General features: G+C 74.0%; 16 protein-coding genes. 1 reads left to right on the plus strand and 15 read right to left on the minus strand.

Annotated elements, in window-relative coordinates:
• Positions 1–114: 114 nt before the first annotated feature.
• From NPS70_RS07875 to NPS70_RS07895, 5 genes are all read right to left on the minus strand, one after another.
• Positions 115–966 (minus strand): carbohydrate ABC transporter permease, encoded by an 852-nt coding sequence (locus NPS70_RS07875; protein ID WP_256523337.1) that lies wholly within the window; start codon positions 964–966, stop codon positions 115–117.
• Positions 963–1,955, minus strand: coding sequence for a carbohydrate ABC transporter permease (locus NPS70_RS07880; protein ID WP_256523338.1), 993 nt, complete (start codon positions 1,953–1,955; stop codon positions 963–965). The genes NPS70_RS07875 and NPS70_RS07880 overlap by 4 nt, the downstream gene beginning before the upstream one ends.
• A 4-nt stretch (positions 1,956–1,959) precedes the next feature.
• Positions 1,960–3,264, minus strand: a complete 1,305-nt coding sequence (locus NPS70_RS07885; protein ID WP_256523339.1) for an extracellular solute-binding protein — start codon at positions 3,262–3,264, stop codon at positions 1,960–1,962.
• Positions 3,265–3,566: 302 nt separating this feature from the next.
• On the minus strand, positions 3,567–3,851 hold the full coding sequence (locus NPS70_RS07890) for a DUF3039 domain-containing protein (RefSeq protein ID WP_256523340.1): 285 nt from the start codon (positions 3,849–3,851) through the stop codon (positions 3,567–3,569).
• Between the two features lie 83 nt (positions 3,852–3,934).
• Positions 3,935–4,495, minus strand: coding sequence for a YqgE/AlgH family protein (locus NPS70_RS07895; protein ID WP_256523341.1), 561 nt, complete (start codon positions 4,493–4,495; stop codon positions 3,935–3,937).
• Between the two features lie 278 nt (positions 4,496–4,773).
• Here NPS70_RS07895 and murA point away from each other — a divergent pair, with 278 nt between their 5' ends.
• A complete protein-coding gene (murA, locus tag NPS70_RS07900; RefSeq protein ID WP_256523342.1) occupies positions 4,774–6,114 on the plus strand; it encodes a UDP-N-acetylglucosamine 1-carboxyvinyltransferase in 1,341 nt (446 codons plus the stop codon).
• Positions 6,115–6,298: 184 nt separating this feature from the next.
• Here murA and NPS70_RS07905 read toward each other — a convergent pair whose 3' ends face one another.
• From NPS70_RS07905 to NPS70_RS07950, 10 genes are all read right to left on the minus strand, one after another.
• Positions 6,299–6,580, minus strand: coding sequence for an HU family DNA-binding protein (locus NPS70_RS07905; RefSeq protein ID WP_004571953.1), 282 nt, complete (start codon positions 6,578–6,580; stop codon positions 6,299–6,301).
• A gap of 452 nt (positions 6,581–7,032) precedes the next feature.
• Positions 7,033–8,466, minus strand: coding sequence for an NAD-dependent malic enzyme (locus NPS70_RS07910; RefSeq protein WP_256523343.1), 1,434 nt, complete (start codon positions 8,464–8,466; stop codon positions 7,033–7,035).
• Between the two features lie 438 nt (positions 8,467–8,904).
• Positions 8,905–11,280: a UvrD-helicase domain-containing protein gene (locus NPS70_RS07915; RefSeq protein ID WP_374211954.1), complete on the minus strand. Its 2,376-nt coding sequence runs from the start codon at positions 11,278–11,280 to the stop codon at positions 8,905–8,907.
• 234 nt (positions 11,281–11,514) lie between these two features.
• Positions 11,515–12,354, minus strand: a complete 840-nt coding sequence (locus tag NPS70_RS07920) for a zf-HC2 domain-containing protein (RefSeq protein WP_256523344.1) — start codon at positions 12,352–12,354, stop codon at positions 11,515–11,517.
• Positions 12,351–12,938 carry a sigma-70 family RNA polymerase sigma factor gene (locus tag NPS70_RS07925; protein ID WP_256523345.1) on the minus strand — a complete coding sequence of 196 codons (588 nt, stop codon included), beginning with the start codon at positions 12,936–12,938 and terminating at the stop codon, positions 12,351–12,353. The genes NPS70_RS07920 and NPS70_RS07925 overlap by 4 nt, the downstream gene beginning before the upstream one ends.
• A gap of 100 nt (positions 12,939–13,038) precedes the next feature.
• The gene (locus NPS70_RS07930; RefSeq protein WP_256523346.1) at positions 13,039–13,668 is read right to left on the minus strand and encodes an ABATE domain-containing protein; all 630 of its coding nucleotides are present in this window, start codon (positions 13,666–13,668) and stop codon (positions 13,039–13,041) included.
• Between the two features lie 263 nt (positions 13,669–13,931).
• The gene (locus tag NPS70_RS07935; RefSeq protein ID WP_256523347.1) at positions 13,932–14,516 is read right to left on the minus strand and encodes a hypothetical protein; all 585 of its coding nucleotides are present in this window, start codon (positions 14,514–14,516) and stop codon (positions 13,932–13,934) included.
• 225 nt (positions 14,517–14,741) lie between these two features.
• Entirely contained in the window at positions 14,742–15,890 is a 1,149-nt protein-coding gene (locus tag NPS70_RS07940) for a uroporphyrinogen-III synthase (protein ID WP_256523348.1), read from the minus strand.
• 204 nt (positions 15,891–16,094) lie between these two features.
• Positions 16,095–17,447 (minus strand): NarK/NasA family nitrate transporter, encoded by a 1,353-nt coding sequence (locus tag NPS70_RS07945; RefSeq protein ID WP_256523349.1) that lies wholly within the window; start codon positions 17,445–17,447, stop codon positions 16,095–16,097.
• Between the two features lie 474 nt (positions 17,448–17,921).
• Positions 17,922–18,884 carry a LysR family transcriptional regulator gene (locus tag NPS70_RS07950; protein ID WP_256523350.1) on the minus strand — a complete coding sequence of 321 codons (963 nt, stop codon included), beginning with the start codon at positions 18,882–18,884 and terminating at the stop codon, positions 17,922–17,924.
• Between the last annotated feature and the right edge of the window lie 34 nt (positions 18,885–18,918).

An 18,918-nucleotide genomic window follows, 5' to 3' on the forward strand; every position in this document is an offset into this window, starting at 1 on the left:
GCCGGGGTGGTGCGGCCTCCCGCCCGCGGGGCGGCGAGGCTCCTGCGGCGGAGGGCGGGGAGGCGGTTCGCGGCGGGGCGGTCCGGTGGGCGCGGCCACCGGCCGGTGCCCGTGTCAGTCCTTCACCGCGCCGCCGAGGCCGGAGACCAGGCGGCGCTGCACGAGGACGAAGAAGACGAGGACGGGGACGGTCATGACGGTCGAGCCGGCCATGATCCCGCCCCAGTCGTTCTCGTCGGGCTTGAAGAAGACGAGCAGGGCCATCGGGAGCGTGGACTGCGAGGTGTCGCTGATGATGAAGGACTTCGCGAAGAGGAAGTCGTTCCAGGTGGAGATGAACGAGAAGACGCTCGTGGCGACGAGCCCCGGGAACACGAGGGGGAAGAGGATCTGCCAGAGGAAGCGGGTGCGGCCCGCCCCGTCGAGGTAGGCCGCCTCCTCCAGGGCCTCGGGTACGGCCTTGACGAACCCCCTCAGCATCCAGATCGCGAAGGGCAGCGAGAAGGCGAGGTGCGGGAGGACGAGTGCGCCCAGGGTGTTGAGTTGGCCCAGGTCGCGCATCAGGAAGAACAGCGGAATGGTCAGGGCCTCGATCGGCACCATCTGGGCGATCAGGAACATGATGAGCAGGGTGGTGCGGAACCGGAAGCGGAACCGGGTGACGGCGGTGGCCGCGAGAAAGGCGATCACCGCGGAGGCGAGGACCACCGTCCCGGCGACCAGCAGGCTGTTGAGGAAGTAGCGGCCGAAGTCCTCCTGCAGGAAGACGCGGCGGAAGGAGTCGAGCGACGGCGCGAGAGTCCAGGGACGCGGTTCGGTCGACTGGATCTCGCCTTCCGGTTTGACGGCGGAAAGGACCATCCAGTAAAGGGGGAAGGCGACTGCCAGTGCCGTGACCAGCGCTGTCGCCTCGGCGGCGAGCCGGCCGGGCCGGGCCCGCCGGGAGGGCCGAAAGGCAGTGGTCATATGTCCTCTCCCTGGCGCCGCAGGAGCCGCAGGTACACGAGGGTGACGGCGAGCAGGATCAGCAGCATCACCACGCCGACCGCCGATCCGAGGCTGTACTGCGAGGAGGCGAACGCCTTCTGGTAGGCGTAGACGTTGAGCACCAGGTTCTGTCCGGCGATGCCGCCGCCCCCGGTCATCACGTAGATCTGGGTGAAGACCTTGAAGTCCCAGATGACCGACTGGATGGTGACCACGACGAGGATGGGGCGGAGCATCGGCGCCATGACGGAGCGCCACGTCCGCCATGACGAGGCGCCGTCGAGTGCGGCGGCCTCCAGGACCTCCTCGGGAATGGCCCGGATTCCCGCGTACACGGTGACCATCACGAACGGGTAGGAGCACCAGACCACTTCGAGCAGGACCAGCAGGAAGGCGCTGTACTGCCCGTAGGTCCAGGAGAAGTCGCCCAGGGAGAGGACCCGGTTGACGGGGCCCAGGTCCGGGTCGAAGAGGAACAGCCAGACGGTGGACCCGGTGACCGCCGGGGTGGCCCAGGCGCCGAGCGAGGCCAGCATCAGGGCCGTCCTCGGCAGGGCGCGGACGCGGGTGAGCAGCACGGCGAGGGTGCAGCCGACCGCGAGGGTGGCGAGGACGCAGGCGGCGGCGAAGAGCACGGTCGCGAGCAGCACGTCGCGGAACCGGGGGTCACCGAGGAGGGTGCGGTAGTTGCCGAGCCCCTGGAAGGTGGTGGGCTGCCCTCCGCTGACCTGTGCCTGGGTGTATTCGAGGAACGAGATCAGGCCGAGTTGGTAGACGGGGTAGACCAGCAGGGCGGCGAGCACGACGAGGGCGGGGGCGAGGTACAGCCAGGGGGTCGCGCCGCCGCGCCGTCCCGTGCGCGCGGGGGCGGCCGGGCGCGGCCGCCCCCGCGCGGGGCCCGGGGGCCGTGCTGCGGTGCCGGCGGTGCCGGCCCCCGGGGGTGCGGTGGCGTTGGGGTCGGGGCGCACCGGGTCAGCCCGCGGCGGCGAAGGCGGCGTCCATGGTGCGGGCGGCGTCGGAGGCGGCCGTCCGGACGTCCTTGCGGCCGCTGACGACCTCCTGGAACATCCTCGGCAGGACGAGCGAGGCGTCGATCTGCCCCCAGGCGGGTGTGGCGGGCACGAAGCGGGAGCCGGAGCCGAGGGTCTCGATGAAGGGGGCGGCGAACGGCTCCTTGCCGACGGCCGCCGCGCGGACGTCGGTGAAGGTGGGCAGGAAGCCCATGGCCTCGAAGAGGGCCGCCTGCGTCTCCTTGCCGGCCAGCCGCTTCATCAGGTCGACGGCGAGGGTGCGGTGGCCGGTGCTGCGCAGGACGCCGAGGTTGTTGCCTCCGGCGAACGCGGGGGCGATCTCCCCCTCGCGGACCCCGGGCAGCGGGACGACGGCGTACCTGCCCCCGGCCTCTCCGGCCTCGACGGCCCGGCGGCTGAAGTCCCCGCCGATGACCATGGCGGCCTTCCCGGCGGCGAATGCGGTGATGGTGGCGTTGCCGCCCATCGCGGCACAGGTGGCGGCGGGGCAGTTGTCCTCGCCGAAGAGCGCGGCGTAGGCGGCGATCCCCTTGCGGGACGCGGGGCTGTCGATGACGGAGGTCCAGACACCGTCCCGGAGTTCGGCGATGCCCCCGCCGTGCGCCCAGATGAACGGCAGGGCTCCGTAGGTGTTGGCGCCGCCCACGGCGATGCCGTAGAGCTCCGGACGGGCCGCGCGGATCCGCTTCGCGGTGGACACGAGCTCGTCCTGGGTCCCGGGCGGCTCGATGCCGAGGTCGGCGAAGACGTCGGTGCGGTAGTAGAGGGCGCGGGCGCCGACGAAGAGGGGGGCGCCGTGGACCCTGCCGTCCACGGTGACGGACTGCCGGGCGGCGGGGTCGGTGTCCGCGGCCTCGTCCCATGCCTCGAACTCGGCGGTGACATCGGCCAGTCCGCCGTCCTCGACGTATCCGGCGGTGTCGGTGTTGCCGTACTCGATCACGTCCGGGGCGCTCTCCGGGTCGTTGAAGGCCGCCTTGATCCGCTCGGCGCGGGTCTCGACGGGGATGTACTCGACCCGGACGTCGACACCCTCGTGGGCCTCGACGAAGCCCGCCACGGCGGCGTCGACGGCCTTCTCCTTGGGTGCGTTGCCGACCTCCCGGAAGAGCCACACGCGCAGGGTGCCGGTCTTTCCGTCCCCCTGGGAGGCGCCGGAGGAGGTCGCCGGGGCGCAGGCGGTCGCCGCGAGGCCGGCCAGGGCGAGCGCCGCGGCGGGGGCGGCGATTCGGGCGATCAGGTTCATGCAGGGACCCCCACGACATGGCGTTGCAGCATGTGCAACATGCGTTTCGTACTGCACAACACGCAGGAGGCTATGGGGGTGCGGCGCGACGCCACAAGGGGTCGCCGCCACCTTGTGGCCGGGAGGTGCGCACCCTGCAACGGCCGCACCCCGCACGCCCTTTCGCACCGGCGGCCCCGACCGGCACGGTTCCCGCCGCCCCGCCCCCGGCACGCGAACGGCCCCCCGGTGCGCCTGGAGCGCGCCGGGGGGCCGTCGGAGCCGTGGGTCGCGGGAAGGTGGCGGCGGGGCCGCCGCGGCGGCTACTTCTTGCCGCCGTCCTTGCCCTTGTCGCCGCCGGATCCCATGGAGTCGTAGATCTCCTTGCACATGGGGCAGACCGGGTACTTCTTGGGGTCGCGCCCCGGTACCCAGACCTTGCCGCAGAGGGCCACGACGGGAGTGCCGTCGAGGGCACTCGCCATGATCTTGTCCTTCTGGACGTAGTGGGCGAAGCGCTCGTGGTCGCCGTCGCCGTGCGACACCTGCGGCGTCGGTTCTACGAGGGTCCCGGTGCCTGTCCCGCGCTCGGGCTCAAGAGTGCTCATAGGCTCCAAGGGTACCCACGCACCGCCCGGTGCGGGAGCACGGCCCGCGCGCGGCCCGGGCGGGCGCGCCGGACCCGCCCGCGTCAGTTCAGGCTCGGGTCGTCCGGGTAGGTCGCGAACATGGCGAGCTCGCTGCGCTGCCTGCGCAGGACCGCGCGCCACAGCCCCTCCGGGCGCGGTGAGGAGACGTCGCCCGGCTCGGACTCGACCACGTACCAGGCGCCCTCCTCCAGCTCCGCCTCCAGCTGGCCGGGACCCCAGCCCGCGTACCCGGCGAAGATCCGCAGCGAGCCCAGGGCGGCCCCCAGCAGTTCGGGAGGCGCCTCCAGGTCGACCAGTCCGATGGCGCCGTGCACCCGCCGCCAGCCGAGCGGCCCCTCGTCGCCGGGGATGACCGCGACGCCGAGGGCGGAGTCCAGCGACACGGGTCCGCCCTGGAAGACCACGCCCGGTTCCCCGGTGTGCGCGGCCCACGGCTGGAGGATGTCCGCGACGCCGACCGGCGTCGGCCGGTTGAGGACCACGCCGAGCGAGCCCTCGTCGTCGTGGTCGAGCAGCAGCACGACCGCGCGGTCGAAGTTCGGGTCCGCGAGAGCCGGTGTGGCGACGAGCAGCCGCCCTGTGAGCGAGGACACCTCGGTCATGCGACACATGATCCCGCATCCCGGGCCGCCGCGGGGGCCGAGCGCCGCAGTGCGCCGAGCCCGCAGGTCGCGGTGGTGCGGGCCGGGCGCCCGCCGGGCGCCGTGCGGTGACCGTCCGCGAGAGGGCGCCGACGGAGCGTGTTGTGCCGAAACCATGACGTTCCTGCCACCCCCTCGCCCATACTGCCGGAGCCCTTTCGCCCCTTACCCTTTTCTCTGGCCCCCCGTCCGACCTCCGCCCGGCCCCGCCGGGAGGACCCCTCCGGAACGCGAGATTCATGACCGGCACAGACGATGTACTGCTTGTCCACGGCGGCACCCCGCTGGAGGGCGAGATCCGCGTCCGCGGCGCGAAGAACCTCGTGCCCAAGGCGATGGTCGCCGCACTGCTCGGCAGCGGGCCGAGCCGGCTGCGGAATGTGCCCGACATCCGTGACGTGCGCGTCGTCCGGGGCCTGCTCCAGCTGCACGGTGTGACCGTCCGCCCGGGCGAGGAGCCGGGCGAGCTGGTGCTCGACCCGACGCATGTCGAGAGCGCCAACGTCGCCGACATCGACGCCCACGCCGGGTCCTCGCGCATCCCGATCCTGTTCTGCGGCCCGCTGCTGCACCGCCTGGGCCACGCCTTCATCCCCGGTCTCGGCGGCTGCGACATCGGCGGGCGGCCGATCGACTTCCACTTCGACGTGCTGCGCCAGTTCGGCGCGACGATCGAGAAGCGCGCGGACGGCCAGTACCTGGAGGCCCCGCAGCGCCTGCGCGGCACCAAGATCCGCCTGCCGTACCCCTCGGTGGGCTCCACCGAGCAGGTGCTGCTGACGGCCGTGCTGGCGGAGGGCGTCACCGAGCTGGCCAACGCGGCGGTGGAGCCGGAGATCGAGGACCTGATCTGCGTCCTGCAGAAGATGGGCGCGATCATCTCTGTGGACACCGACCGGACGATCCGGATCACGGGCGTCGAGAAACTCGGCGGCTACACCCACCGGGCGCTGCCCGACCGCCTGGAGGCGGCCTCCTGGGCCTCGGCCGCGCTCGCCACCGAGGGCGACATCTACGTCCGCGGGGCCCAGCAGCGCTCGATGATGACCTTCCTGAACACGTACCGGAAGGTCGGCGGCGCGTTCGAGATCGACGACGAGGGCATTCGCTTCTGGCACCCGGGCGGGCGGCTGGCCTCGATCGCGCTGGAGACGGACGTCCACCCCGGCTTCCAGACCGACTGGCAGCAGCCGCTGGTCGTCGCCCTGACGCAGGCCACCGGTCTGTCGATCGTGCACGAGACGGTGTACGAGTCGCGTCTCGGCTTCACCTCGGCGCTCAACCAGATGGGCGCCCACATCCAGCTGTACCGGGAGTGCCTCGGCGGCTCGGACTGCCGCTTCGGCCAGCGCAACTTCCTCCATTCGGCGGTCGTGTCCGGCCCCACCCGGCTCCAGGGCGCGGATCTGGTGATCCCCGACCTCCGGGGCGGGTTCTCCTACCTGATCGCCGCACTGGCCGCGCAGGGGACCTCGCGGGTCCACGGCATCGGGCTGATCAACCGCGGCTACGAGAACTTCATGGAGAAGCTGGAGAAGCTCGGCGCGAAGGTCGAGCTGCCCGGCGGCCCGGTGGTCTGAGCCCCTCCGCCACCCCTGCGGCCCCCGCGGACCTGCTCCGCGGGGGCCGCGGCGCGTCCGGGGAGGACGGCACCGGGCCCCACGGGGCGGGAGGGCGCGGGGCCCGCCGGGCGGCGCGGGCGGGCACGGCGAAGGGCGGGCACCGGGGGAACCGGTGCCCGCCCTTCGGGGCTTTCGGGCCGCCTTACTTGCCCTTGGCGGCTTCCTTGAGCTTGGAGCCCGCGGAGACCTTCACGCTGTAGCCGGCGGGGATCTGGATCGGGTCGCCGGTCTGCGGGTTGCGGGCGGTGCGAGCGGCACGGTGGGTGCGCTCGAAGGTCAGGAAGCCGGGGATGGTGACCTTCTCGTCGCCCTTGGCGACGACCTCGCCGACGGTCTCGGCGAGAGCCGCCAGGACGGCGTCGGCGTCCTTGCGGGTCACCTCGGCGCGGTCGGCCAGCGCGGCCACCAGCTCACTGCGGTTCATGTTCTTACTCCCGTGTTCTTCTTGCTGTTGAGGCGTGCCACGCGGCAGGGCCGCGCAGTGGGCACACCGAAGCCGATGCTGCCAGGGCCCTCGGACAGTCCCCTGACCCGGGTCTGCGGTCAGACCCTCGCGCCCGAATACGCATCCTGCCCCCACGACCGGCGGGAACGCCAATCCGGCACTCTCGCGGGTCACACGAAAAGCGCCACGTCCCTGCCGTGGTGACGTTGCGTCGACTGTGCCGGAACACCCCGGAGCGGCCATGGGCCCGCGCAGCGCCACCCTAAGGGCTGCCCCGTGCTCCCCGGTGGACCGGCGCGCGGCGCCGGATGGGTGCGCCGGGCGGCGGAAAGCCGCTCGGGCACCGGGCGGATCCGGACGTTCCGGCAACCCGGCGGGGTGCCGCGGCCGCCCCGGTGCGCCCGCCGGGGACCCTGGCGGGCGCGGCGGGATCAGGCCGGAGTGGGGGTCGTCACAGAGGCCCCCGCGGCCTTGGCGGCCTCCCGCACGGCCCCCGCGACGGCTCCCGCGACCTTGTCGTTGAACACCGACGGGATGATGTAGTTCGGGTTCAGCTCGTCGTCGGTGACGACGTTCGCCAGCGCCGAGGCGGCGGCGAGCATCATCTCCGTGCTGACCGTGCGCGAGGTGGCGTCGAGCAGGCCGCGGAAGACGCCCGGGAACACCAGCACGTTGTTGATCTGGTTGGGGAAGTCGGAACGCCCGGTGGCCACAACGGCCGCCGTCCGACGGGCGATTGCGGGGTCGACCTCCGGATCCGGGTTCGCGAGCGCGAACACGACGGCGTCCTCGGCCATGGCGGCGACGTCGTCGGCGCCGAGCAGGTTGGGGGCCGAGACGCCGATGAACACGTCGGCGCCCACGACGGCCTCCCTGAGGGTGCCGGTGACACCCTCGGGGTTGGTGTTGTCGGCGATCCAGCGCAGCGGGGAGTCGGGCGTGGCGTGGACGAGGTCCTCGCGGCCCGCGTGCACCACCCCGTGGATGTCGGCGACGACGGCGTGCTTGACCCCGGCGGCGATCAGCAGCTTGAGGATGGCGGTGCCGGCCGCGCCCGCGCCGGACATCACGACGCGTACGTCCGAGACGGACTTGCCCACCACGCGAAGGGCGTTGGTGAGGGCGGCGAGCACGACGATCGCCGTGCCGTGCTGGTCGTCGTGGAAGACGGGGATGTCCAGGGCCTCGCGCAGTCGGGCCTCGATCTCGAAGCAGCGCGGTGCGGAGATGTCCTCCAGGTTGATCCCGGCGAAGCCGGGGGCGATCGCCTTGACGATCTCGACGATGGCGTCGGTGTCCTGGGTGTCGAGGCAGATGGGCCAGGCGTCGATGCCGGCGAAGCGCTTGAAGAGGGCGGCCTTGCCCTCCATCACCGGCAGGGCCGCCTTGGGGCCGATGTTGCCGAGGCCGAGCACGGCGGAGCCGTCCGTCACCACTGCAACGGAGTTGCGCTTGATGGTGAGGCGCCGGGCGTCCTCGGGGTTCTCGGCGATGGCCATGCAGACCCGGGCCACGCCGGGGGTGTAGACCATGGAGAGGTCGTCGCGGTTGCGGATGGGGTGCTTGGACGCCATCTCGATCTTGCCGCCGAGGTGCATCAGGAACGTACGGTCGGAGACCTTGCCGAGGACGACGCCCTCGATACCGCTCAGGCCCTCGACGATCTCGTCGGCGTGGGCGGTGGAGCTGGCCGCGATGGTGACGTCGATGCGCAGCTTCTCGTGGCCGGAGGCGGTCACGTCGAGGCCGGTCACCGATCCGCCGGACGATTCCACGGCGGTGGTGAGCTGCGAGACCGCGGTTCCGCTCGCGGGCACCTCCAGCCGGACCGTCATCGAGTACGAGACGCTTGGCGCCGTTGCCATGACCGGGTTCCTCTGCTTTCCCTAGCTTCGTTGCTACGCGGTGCCCGGGCACGGGGCCCGGCAGCGCCCCTTGATGGTGACACCTACCTGCGGGTAGCAGGTAATACGGTCATTTAGTTTTCGGAAGTTGTTTTCCACCATACGAGAAGTCATCCGGGAACAGAAGAGGTCCGGACCACCGCGGGGTGGCCCGGACCTCGTCAGAACGGATGAAGCGGCACCGACCCGCCATGCTCGCCTCGCGGCAAGTGGTCGCTCGAAGCGACGAAGGTTGGGCCCGGGGGCTTGGATCGGGCCGGTGCCTCCCCCAGGCTAACGCACAGTCCCCACGGCTGATTCCGTTCCGGCAGACCGTTTTCCGCCACGGCCGTCCCCGGGTCGCACGCGCCCCCGGTGGGCGGCCGCCCCCGCCGCGTGTCGCCCGGCGGGAGCGGCCGCTCAGTCCCGCAGCAGGGCGGGGACCCCGTCCGCGTCCGGCTCGTCCACCGTGTCGGAGACCAGGGTGAGCTGCTGCGTCGCCCGGGTGAGTGCGACGTACAGCACACGCAGCCCGGCCGGGGACTCGTCGGCCACCTCGGCGGGGGAGACCACGACCGTCGCGTCGTACTCCAGCCCCTTGGCCTCCAGGGAGCCCAGGGCCACGGCCCGGTCCCCCAGCCCGGACAGCCAGCGGGCGGCCTCCTCGCGGCGGCGCATGGCGACGACCACGCCCACCGTGCCCTCCACCTCCGCCAGCAGGCGCTCCGCCTCGGCCCGCACCGTGGCGGCGAGGCCGCCCCGCGCCCCGACGACCGCGAACCGGGGCCGGACACCGGTGGAGCGGACCGCCTCGGGTGCCGCCATCCCGGGCATCGCCACGGCCAGCACCCGGGCCGCCAGCTCGGCGATCTCCGCGGGGTTGCGGTAGTTCACCGTGAGCTCGAACCGGCGGCGGGGCCGGGTGCCGAGCGCCTCGTCCCGGGCCTCGGCCGCCTCCTCCGGCGAGGACCAGGAGGACTGGGCGGGGTCCCCCACCACCGTCCAGGTGGCGTGGCGGCCCCGGCGGCCGATCATGCGCCACTGCATGGGCGTGAGGTCCTGGGCCTCGTCGACGATCACATGGGCGTACTCGGTGCGCTCGGCGGCCAGCCGCTCGGCCCGCTCCCGCTGGGACTCCTCGCGCTGCGGCATCAGCTCCTGGAGGCCGGTGAGCTGGTCCAGCGGGTCGAGTTCCCTCTTGCGGCGGGGGCGGGCCGGGGTGCCCAGCAGCGTGGCCAGCTCGTCCAGCAGGGCCACGTCGTGCACCGACAGCGCGTCCCGGCGCAGCGAGCGCGCGAGCCGCCGCACCTCGCCGGGGTCGAGGACGCGGCGGGCCCAGCGCCCGAGGCGCCGCTCGTCCGCCATGGCGGCGAGCACCCCGCGGGGCGTCAGCTCCGGCCACCAGGCGTCGAGGAACTCCAGGAAGGCGTCCTCGGCGGAGACGTCCTCGTCGAAGGAGGCACGCAGCTCGGCGGCCAGCTCCGGGTCGGAGTGACGCCCGGCGGCGCCGGACTTCGCGTACAGCGCGTCCAGCAGCAGCCGCCGGGCGCGGGGGCGCAGCAGGTTCACCGGCGTGGTGCCGCCGAGCGCGGCGGCGCGGATGCGGCGGAGTTCCCCGGGCTCCAGCTCCAGGCGGCGGCCGAAGGCCACGACCCGCAGCCGGTCCGCGGTGGGCGCGGGCGCCTCCTCGCCGAGGGTGAGCTGCCCCGACGCGGCGGCGGCCCCCGGCTGCTCCAGGGCGCCCCGCGCGGCCTTGCGCAGCACCTTCACCATCCGCGAGGAGCCCTTGGTGCGGGCCACCGCCGGCTCGTCGTAGGCCGTCGCCTCGGCGCCGTCGACCAGGGAGCCGACGGCCCGGATCGCCACCTGGCCCTCCTCGCCGAGCGACGGCAGGACGCCCTCGGTGTACGCGACCAGCAGCGGGGTCGGGGAGACCACGAGGATGCCGCCCGCGTAGCGGCGGCGGTCCTTGTAGAGGAGGTAGGCGGCCCGGTGCAGGGCCACCGCGGTCTTGCCCGTGCCGGGTCCTCCCTCCACGTAGGTGACGGACGCGGCGGGGGCGCGGATCACCAGGTCCTGCTCGGCCTGGATGGAGGCGACGATGTCGCGCATGGTGTGGCCCCGGGCCTGCCCGAGGGCGGCCATGAGGGCCCCGTCCCCGACCGCGGGGAGCGGTTCGCCGCCGAGGAGGGCGGTCAGCTCGGGGCGCATCAGGTCGTCCTCGACGCCGAGCACCCGGCGGCCGCGGGAGCGGATGACGCGCCGGCGCACGACACGGCCGGGCTCGACCGGGGTCGAGCGGTAGAAGGGCGCGGCGGCGGGTGCCCTCCAGTCGATGACCAGTGGCGCGTAGTCGGCGTCCAGCACCCCGATGCGGCCGATGTGCAGGGTCTCCCCGATGTCGGCGGTCCCGTCGGGCCGCACGGCGTCGTCGGCGGGCTCGACCGAGGTGTAGGCGCCGTCCGGCCCCCGTTCGCCGTCCTTGCCGTAGAGGAGGTCGATGCGGCCGAAGAGGAAGTCCTCGAACTCGTTGTTGAGCCGGTTGAGGTGGATTCCGGCGCGGAAGACCTGGGCGTCCCGCTCGGCCAGTGCGCCCGGTGTGCCGACCTGCCCGCGCCGGGCGGCGTCGCGCATGAGGAACTCCGCCTCGTGGATCTTCTCCTCCAGGCGGCGGTAGACACGGTCCAGGTGGACCTGCTCGACGGCCGTCTCGCGGTCGCGCACCGAGTCGGCGGCCGGGTCGGCCGCGGGCGCGACGGGTGAATCAACGGAATCAGCGGCATCCTGCGCGGCCACCGGGCCCCCTTCTGACGTGCACTGGGCAGCCGTCAACCGTACGCCACGGCGGGTGGGTCGTGCACCCGGGCGCCCGGTGGCGGGGCGCCGGGCGGGTCGTACGGGGTGTCGCGGGGGCCGGAGCGGCGCGCGGCCGACCGGGGGAAGGGGGCCCGCGGGGAAGGGGGCGGGCCGGGACAGCAGTGTGTCCCGGCCCGCGGGGGAGGCCGGACGCGGATCGCGGGGACCGCTGCGCTACACGTCGACCTCCACGAGGCGTTTGCCGTCGAAGGTGCGGACCTCGAAGTGGTCGATATCGTTCCGCTCCATGGCGGCGCCGCCGTGGACGTAGAGCGGGTCCTTCGCCGACTTCTCGGGGCTGTCGGGGATCCCGTACCCCCACTTCGGGACCGACCAGGAGGTGACGACCTCCTCCTCGCCGGTCTTGGACACGGCGATCAGGCTGCACTTCAGGGGGCCCCGGACGTTCTTCAGCTCCAGGACCGCATGGGTGCCCCAGCCCTTGCTCTCCATGCCGATCACCGCGCTGACCTTCGTGGTCGCGTCCGTGGCCTGCGCCTTCGCCTCCATGTGGTGGAAGAAGGCGTCCTCGGCGGGGCTGGTGGGGTGGGGGTCCGCGGCCAGGGTGCTGCCGGAGGGACCTCCCGAGGTGGCCTGGACGGCGACGGCGGGCGCCCCGATGATCAGGGCCGCTGCGGCGGCGACCAGGTACATCCCCCGCCGCCGCTTGGCGGCCCGCCGGGCCGCGACCTCGTCGAGGAGGCCGTCGAGCACGCGGGGGCCCGGCGCGGTGGGCACCACGGCGGGCGCGGGCCGGGGCTGCGGGAAGTCCTCGAAGCCGGGCAGTCCGTAGACGTTGCCGGGCGGAGCGGACGGCGCCGGGGCGGGGGCGTCGGCCAGCATCGCCAGCATCGGCTCGATACCCGAGAACTCGTCGAGGCGGGCGGCGCAGATGTCGCAGCCGGCCAGATGGGCCTCGAAGGCGGAGGCGTCCGCGTCGTCGAGCACGCCGAGCACATAGGCGCCGACGGCGTCGTGCACGGACTCCTGTTCGCGCCGGTCGTACCCGGTCATGCCGTGACCCCCCTTTCCTCCAGAGCGAGCTTCATCGAACGCAGTGCGTAGAACACCCGGGACCGCACGGTCCCGCTGGGTATGCCGAGCGTCTCGGCCGCCTCGTTGACCGTGCGGCCCTTGAAATACGTCTCCACAAGGACTTCCCGGTGTGCGGGCGTCAAATCGTCGAGTGCATCCGAGAGCGTCATCAGCCACAACGCCTTGTCGATCTCGTCCTCCGCGGGCATGACCTCCAGCGGCGACGGGTCGACCTCCTGCGGCCGGGCCTGCCGGCTGCGGTGGCCGTCGATGACGATGCGCCGGGCGACCGTCACCAGCCAGGGTCGGACAGAGCCGGTGGCCTGATTCAGCCGACCGGCGTTCTTCCAGGCACGGATGAGCGTCTCCTGCACGACGTCCTCCGCGCGCTGGCGGTCTCCCGCGACAAGACGGAGTACGTAGGCGAGCAGCGGTCCGGCATGTTCGCGATAGAGCGCGCGCATCAGGTCCTCGTCGGGGACGGAGGGTTCGATGCGCGGCTTCTCGCTGCGATGGCGGGCCCGTTGCGGACGGTCATCGGCCACGGCGGCATCCTTGCGCACCTGAACCTCCCGGTCGAGACCCTGTTGTGAACGGCTGGCTATCTGTCCCCCTTCACTACGGGGGCCGCCCGGGGATCACTCAACGCACACGCGGAAAACTTCAAGATCTTTTGTTTGGGCCCGCGGAAGGCGTGCCGCGGCGCCGGTGGCGGGCCACCCGGGCGCGGTTCCCGCACACCTCGCCGGAGCACCAACGGCGTTGCCCGCCACGGGAGGAGTCCAGGAAGACCCGGCGGCAGCCGTCCGCCCGGCAGCGCCGCAGCCGGCCGCGCGCCGCGGGGTCGGTGAGCAGCTCGACGGCGTCCCGGGCGATCGCCGCGAGCAGGGCCTCGGGCGTGGGGGCGGTGCTCAACTCCCTTACCAGGCCGCCGTCCAGGCCGGGCACGGCACTGATCCCCGGCGGCGGGCGGCGGGCCAGCCCGTTGACGGTCCGCAAGGCCCGCGCGTCGAGACCTCCTTCGAGCTCCGCGTCCACCAACGCGGCCAGGCAGCAGCGCAGTTCACGGAAGGCCGCGGGCCGGCAGGAGCGGTCCACCGGAAGGCGGGTCCCGGCAGGGAGGAGTCCCACCGCGGTCAGCCAGTGGGCCAACTCCCCTGCCCCGGAGAGCGGTTCCGGATCGCCCTCCGCCGCGGGAGCGGTGGCGAGCAGGTCCAGGCAGAGGCGGCCGGTGTCGATCAGCCTGTGCCGCCGGGGTGCCGCGGGAGGGCGCCCGGCGTCACCGTCAGTCATGCTCCTGCCACCAGGGGGCTCCTCGGTCGCATCGGGTGGTCCCCCGGACCGCTCCGGGCGCAGGGCGGTGGACCGGGCCCGCCCCCGGCGCCGCGGACGGCACCGGCGGGACGGGACGCGGCACCGGTGCCCGTGACCGCGGTCCGTGGGCGGAGCCCGGCCGCTCCGGGCGCCGCTCCCAGGGTGCCCGGAGCGGGCAGGGGCCGGAAGACCCCGCGCGGCCACCGTGTCGGCGGGACCTTCCGGGCGGCCGGTTCCGGGGGTCAGCCGCCCCCGAGCCGGAGCACGGCGGTCAGGTACAGGCACAGCGACACCACGGTCAGCAGGAAGGCGGCGGTCGTGTGCGCGGCGAGCCCGGCCCCGGTCCCGAGCCCCAGGTGCACCCGGGCGGCCCTGCTCACCCTCGGCCTGGGCCCGCCGTGCGCGGCGGCTGCCGAGGCGCGCTCCACCGCCGTGCGCACCGCCCTGCGGCTGCGCTCCGTCGTGACGCCCAGCCGCACCCCGTGGACGTCGCGCACCAGCAGGGTGCGGTAGGTCCTGCCGTAGGAGAAGGTCGTCAGCAGTCTCACGGAGGCGATCCGGTCCAGGTCCACGGAGCGCTCACCGGTCAGGGTGCGGGCCGTCAGCCGCGAGGACCCGCGCAGCGAGGGGGCGTGCTCCTCGCACAGCGCGGACAGGAGCAGGGCGCCGACGACCACGGCGGGCAGGCCGAGCACGATCGGGGCGCCCTGAGGGAGCATCCCGGCCCGGGCGAGTGCATGGCCGGCGAAGGGCAGCAGCAGCACCGCCGCCGCCACGCCCGACCCGACGCGTGCCCGCGCCACGCTGCGCCCCGCTTGCGGGTCCATTGCCGCTCCCGTCCTCGTGCTGCCCTGTCGGTCCAGGATGCGGGGGCGGCGGCCCTTCCCGCATTGCCGGATCCCGGCAGTCTTCGGCAGGTTCCACCTCCCGGGCCGGGCCGCGGGCACGCGGCCGGGTACGCGCGCCGACGGGGAACGGCCCCGGGGCGGGGACCCCCGCCGCGGCCGCCGGAGGACGGCCGGGGGCGGCGCGACGGCCGGTGGCCGGGTACCTCACCCGCCGTCCGCGTACTTGCTGCCCGCGGCCGGGTCCAGGGCGAGGCGGTAGCCGCGCTTGACCACGGTCTGGATGAGCTTCGGGGTGCCCAGCGCGGTGCGGAGGCGGGCCATGGCGGTCTCGACCGCGTGCTCGTCCCTCCCCGAACCCGGCAGGGCCCGCAGCAGTTCGGCGCGGGGGACCACCCAGCCGGGGCGCCGGGCCAGGGCGCGCAGCAGGGCCATCCCGGCGGGCGGCACCGGGCGCAGTACCTCGTCCACCAGCACGGCATGACCGCGGATCTCGATGCGGTGCCCGGCCACGGGCAGGCTGCGGGCCCGGGAGGGCAGCTCGGTTCCCAGGAGCTGCACCAGCGGACCGAGGCGGAAGCGCTCCGGCTGGACGGTGTCCACCCCTGCCGCCTGGAGCGGCAGCGCCGTCACCGGCCCCACACAGGCCGCCAGGACACGGTGGTCGAAGGCCCCGAGCAGCGCGTCCAGCAGCCCGCGGCGCTCGGCGCGGGCGAGCAGCGAGGCTGCGGCGGGTGCGCTGGTGAAGCTCACGGCGTCGAGCGCACCGGCGAGCGTGGCGTCCAGCAGCCGGTCGAGGGGGCCGAGGTCCTCCGGGGCCATCCACCGGTAGACGGGCACCAGGACCACGTCGGCGCCGCCGGCCCGCAGCGACTCCACGAACCCGGGCAGCGGCTCGCCGTGCATCTGGAGCGCGATCCTCAGGCCCGCCACGCCCTCGTCCAGCAGCCGGTCGAGGACCTCGGCCATGGACTCCGAGGCGGGCGACCACTGCTCGACGAGACCGGCGGCCCGGATGGCGCCCTTCACCTTGGGGCCCCGGGCCAGCAGCCGGACCTCGCCCAGGCGGCCCAGCAGGGCGTCTCCCACGCCCCAGCCGTCGGCCGCCTCGACCCAGCCCCGGAACCCGATCGCCGTGGTGGCCACCACGGCGTCCGGGCGACGGTCGATGATCTCCCGGGTGGCGGCGAGCAGTTCGGCGTCGTCCGCGAGCGGCACGATCCGCAGGGCGGGCGCGTGCAGCACGGAGGCGCCGCGGCGCTGGAGCAGGGCGCCGAGTTCGTCGGCGCGGCGGGCGGCGGTGACGCCGACGGTGAAGCCCGCGAGCGGGCCGTGCGGTTGGCCGTGGTGGTGCATCTCAGTCGTCCCCACTGGATGTCGCCCGGCGGACCGCCCTCTGCGGCGGCTGCCCCGCAGGGCGGTGAACGTGGCGGCCGAGCCTGCCAAAGTCGCGTGACAGGCCCGGATCACCGGCGTTTCCCCGCCGTTACGCGGGGCACCGCCGGTGTTTCCGGCCCTGTCACGGTGACGGGCCCGGGACGCCGCTTGCGGCGTCCCGGATCACACCTGGGCGTAGGCGGGCCGGGGCTCGCCCTCGTGCGGGGCGGCCGGGGCGGGTTCGGCGGCGGGGCGGCGAAGGTATACCGCCCAGGTCACCAGCGTGCAGACCAGGTAGAAGGCGAGGAAGGCCGCGAAGGCCGCGGTGCCCGTGCCCGCGGTCTGGAAGGACTGGCGGAAGGCGAGGTTGATCGCGAGCCCCCCGACACCGCCGGTCGCCCCGATGAACCCCATGGCCGCGCCCGACAGCCGGCGCCCGTAGGCGGCCGCCGCCTCGCCCGCCATGCCCCGCTCCAGTGCCTTGTTCTGGAAGATGCCCGGGATCATCTTGTACGTGGAGCCGTTGCCCAGCCCGGTGAGGACGAACAGGGCGATGAAGCCGACGAGGAAGACCGGCAGCGAGGCGCGCACCGAGGCGGCGACGACCACTCCGGTCGCGGCGGCCATGGCGACGAAGTTCCACAGGGTGATGCGTGCGCCGCCGAAGCGGTCGGCGAGCAGCCCGCCGACGGGCCGGACCAGCGATCCGAGCAGCGGGCCGACGAAGGTGAGCGACGCCGCCTGGAGGGGCGTGCGGCCGAACTGCGTCTGGAGCACCAGGCCGAAGGCGAAGCTGTAGCCGATGAAGGAGCCGAAGGTGCCGATGTAGAGGAAGGACATGATCCAGGTGTGGGGCTCCCTGAGGGCCTCCCGGGCCGCGCCGGTGTCGTTGCGGACCGGGGCGAGGTTGTCCATCCGCAGGGCGGCGCCGAGGGCGGCGACCACGATCAGCGGCAGGTAGGCGCCGATCAGCAGCCGCGGGTGCGCGGCCCCCGCGGTCCCGATGACCAGCAGGGCGGCGAGCTGGATGACGGGAACGCCGATGTTGCCGCCGCCCGCGTTGAGCCCCAGTGCCCAGCCCTTCTTGCGCAGCGGGAAGAAGGCGTTGATGTTGGTCATCGACGAGGCGAAGTTCCCCCCGCCCACGCCGGTGAGTGCCGCCACCAGCAGGAAGGTCGTGTAGGAGGTGCCGGGCTCCATCACGAACCAGGCCGCACCGGCCGGGAGGAGGAGCAGCGTGGCGCTGAACACCGTCCAGTTGCGGCCGCCGAAGCGGGCCACGGCGAAGGTGTAGGGCACCCTGATCAGTGCGCCGACCAGGGTGGCGGTCGCGATGAGGAAGAACTTGCCCGCGGGGTCCACCCCGTACTCGGGTCCCATGAAGAGGACCATCACCGACCACAGGCTCCACACGGAGAAGCCGATGTGTTCGCTGAACACGGAGTAGGCGAGGTTGCGGCGCGCGATGCGCTCCCCCTGCGTCTTCCAGAACGTGTCGTCCTCGGGGTCCCAGTGCTCGATCCAACGGCCTGCCATCGTGCGCCTCCACCTGTGTCCGGTCGTGGGGACGACGCTAGGCACGGCTCGTTTCCGTCGGGTGGCGCGAGGTGACCGGTGCGGAACGTTGCTCTCACTTGGTGGACACGGCGGCCGTGAGGCGGCCGGGCGGTCCGCGGCGGCGGGCGGGTGCGAGGCGCGCCGGGGACGGTGCCCGGAGCGGGGACGGACGGCCGGCGGCGGAGGGGCCGTGCGGGACGGACGGCCGGCGGCGGAGGGGCCGTGCGGGACGGACGGCCGGCGGCGGAGGGGCCGCGCGCGGCACACGATCGCCGCCGCCGTGATCGCCTGCGGGCCGTCCCACGGCACCCGGTGGATCGGCGCGCGGCGTCGGGGGCGGCGCGCCGCACGGCGGAGGGGCGCCTTCACCCCCCGGTGCGTGCGGCGGTGCGGCGAGGCGCCGTGGCCGTCGTCGCGCGCCCGCCGGATACCGCGGGACGGTCCGTGGCGGTGTCAGGTGCCGCGCATCACCGCGCGGTCCGCCTCGGGCAGCCAGGAGCCGGCCGGTTCGCCGAGCCAGCCCTCCCGGGCGGCGAGCTCGTCCGCGGCGCGGACCAGGGCGTCCAGGCCGGGATGGGCGAGCCCCCTGCGCCACACCATCGAGACCGGGGAGAGCGGTACCGGGTCGACCAGCGGCCGCAGCACCACGCCCGCGGGCACCGGGTGGTCCACCACGGCGAGCACCGGATCCCCGCCCCTGGCCATCACCCGCCGGAACTCCTCCATGCCCACCGCCATCGGGGCGGGCGGGGAGAGCGCGACCCCCCGGCCGTCGACGAGACGGGCGGCGAGGTCGGTCCACTCGGCGGTGCACGGGTTGCCCGCGCCCGCGTAGAGCCTGCGCCCCGCGAGCGCGGCGAGCGGCACCCGGTCGAGGGCGGCGAGCGGGTCTCCCTCGGCGAGCAGCACGGCCATCGGCTCCAGCCGGACGGGCCGGTGGCGGAGCACGGAGCGCACCCCTGCCCCGAGCCCCGCGAAGCGGCCGAAGGAGACGTCGAGCCGGCCGGCGGCGATCTCCGCCGCGGCACCCGCGAGCCCGCTCTCGTAGCGGGCCATGAGCTCGTGGTCGGGAGCCAGTTCACGGGCCCGGGCGAGCACCCGGCCGGAGCTGAGCCCGGCGGTGTTGAGGTCGACGAGCAGCGGCCGGTCGGCGCCTCGCGCGGCGGCCAGCAGGTCCTCCTGGGCGGCCAGCATCCGGCGGGCGTGGGGCAGCAGGCGCTCGCCGTCACCGGTGAGGGCGACCTGGCGGGTGGTGCGGAGGAACAGCTCCGTGCCGAGCTCCCGCTCCAGGCGGCGGATGTCCCGGCTGAGCGCCTGCTGGGCGACGAACAGACGGGCAGCGGCGCGGGTGAAGTGGAGTTCCTCGGCGGCGGCCACATAGGCACGCAGGAGGCGCGGATCCAGGTCTCGGGGCACAGCGCATTCAACAACACGGGTGCGTGAATGGCCA

It is taken from the genome of Streptomyces sp. C10-9-1 (genome assembly GCF_024497955.1).
Taxonomy (GTDB): Bacteria; Actinomycetota; Actinomycetes; order Streptomycetales; family Streptomycetaceae; genus Streptomyces; species Streptomyces sanyensis.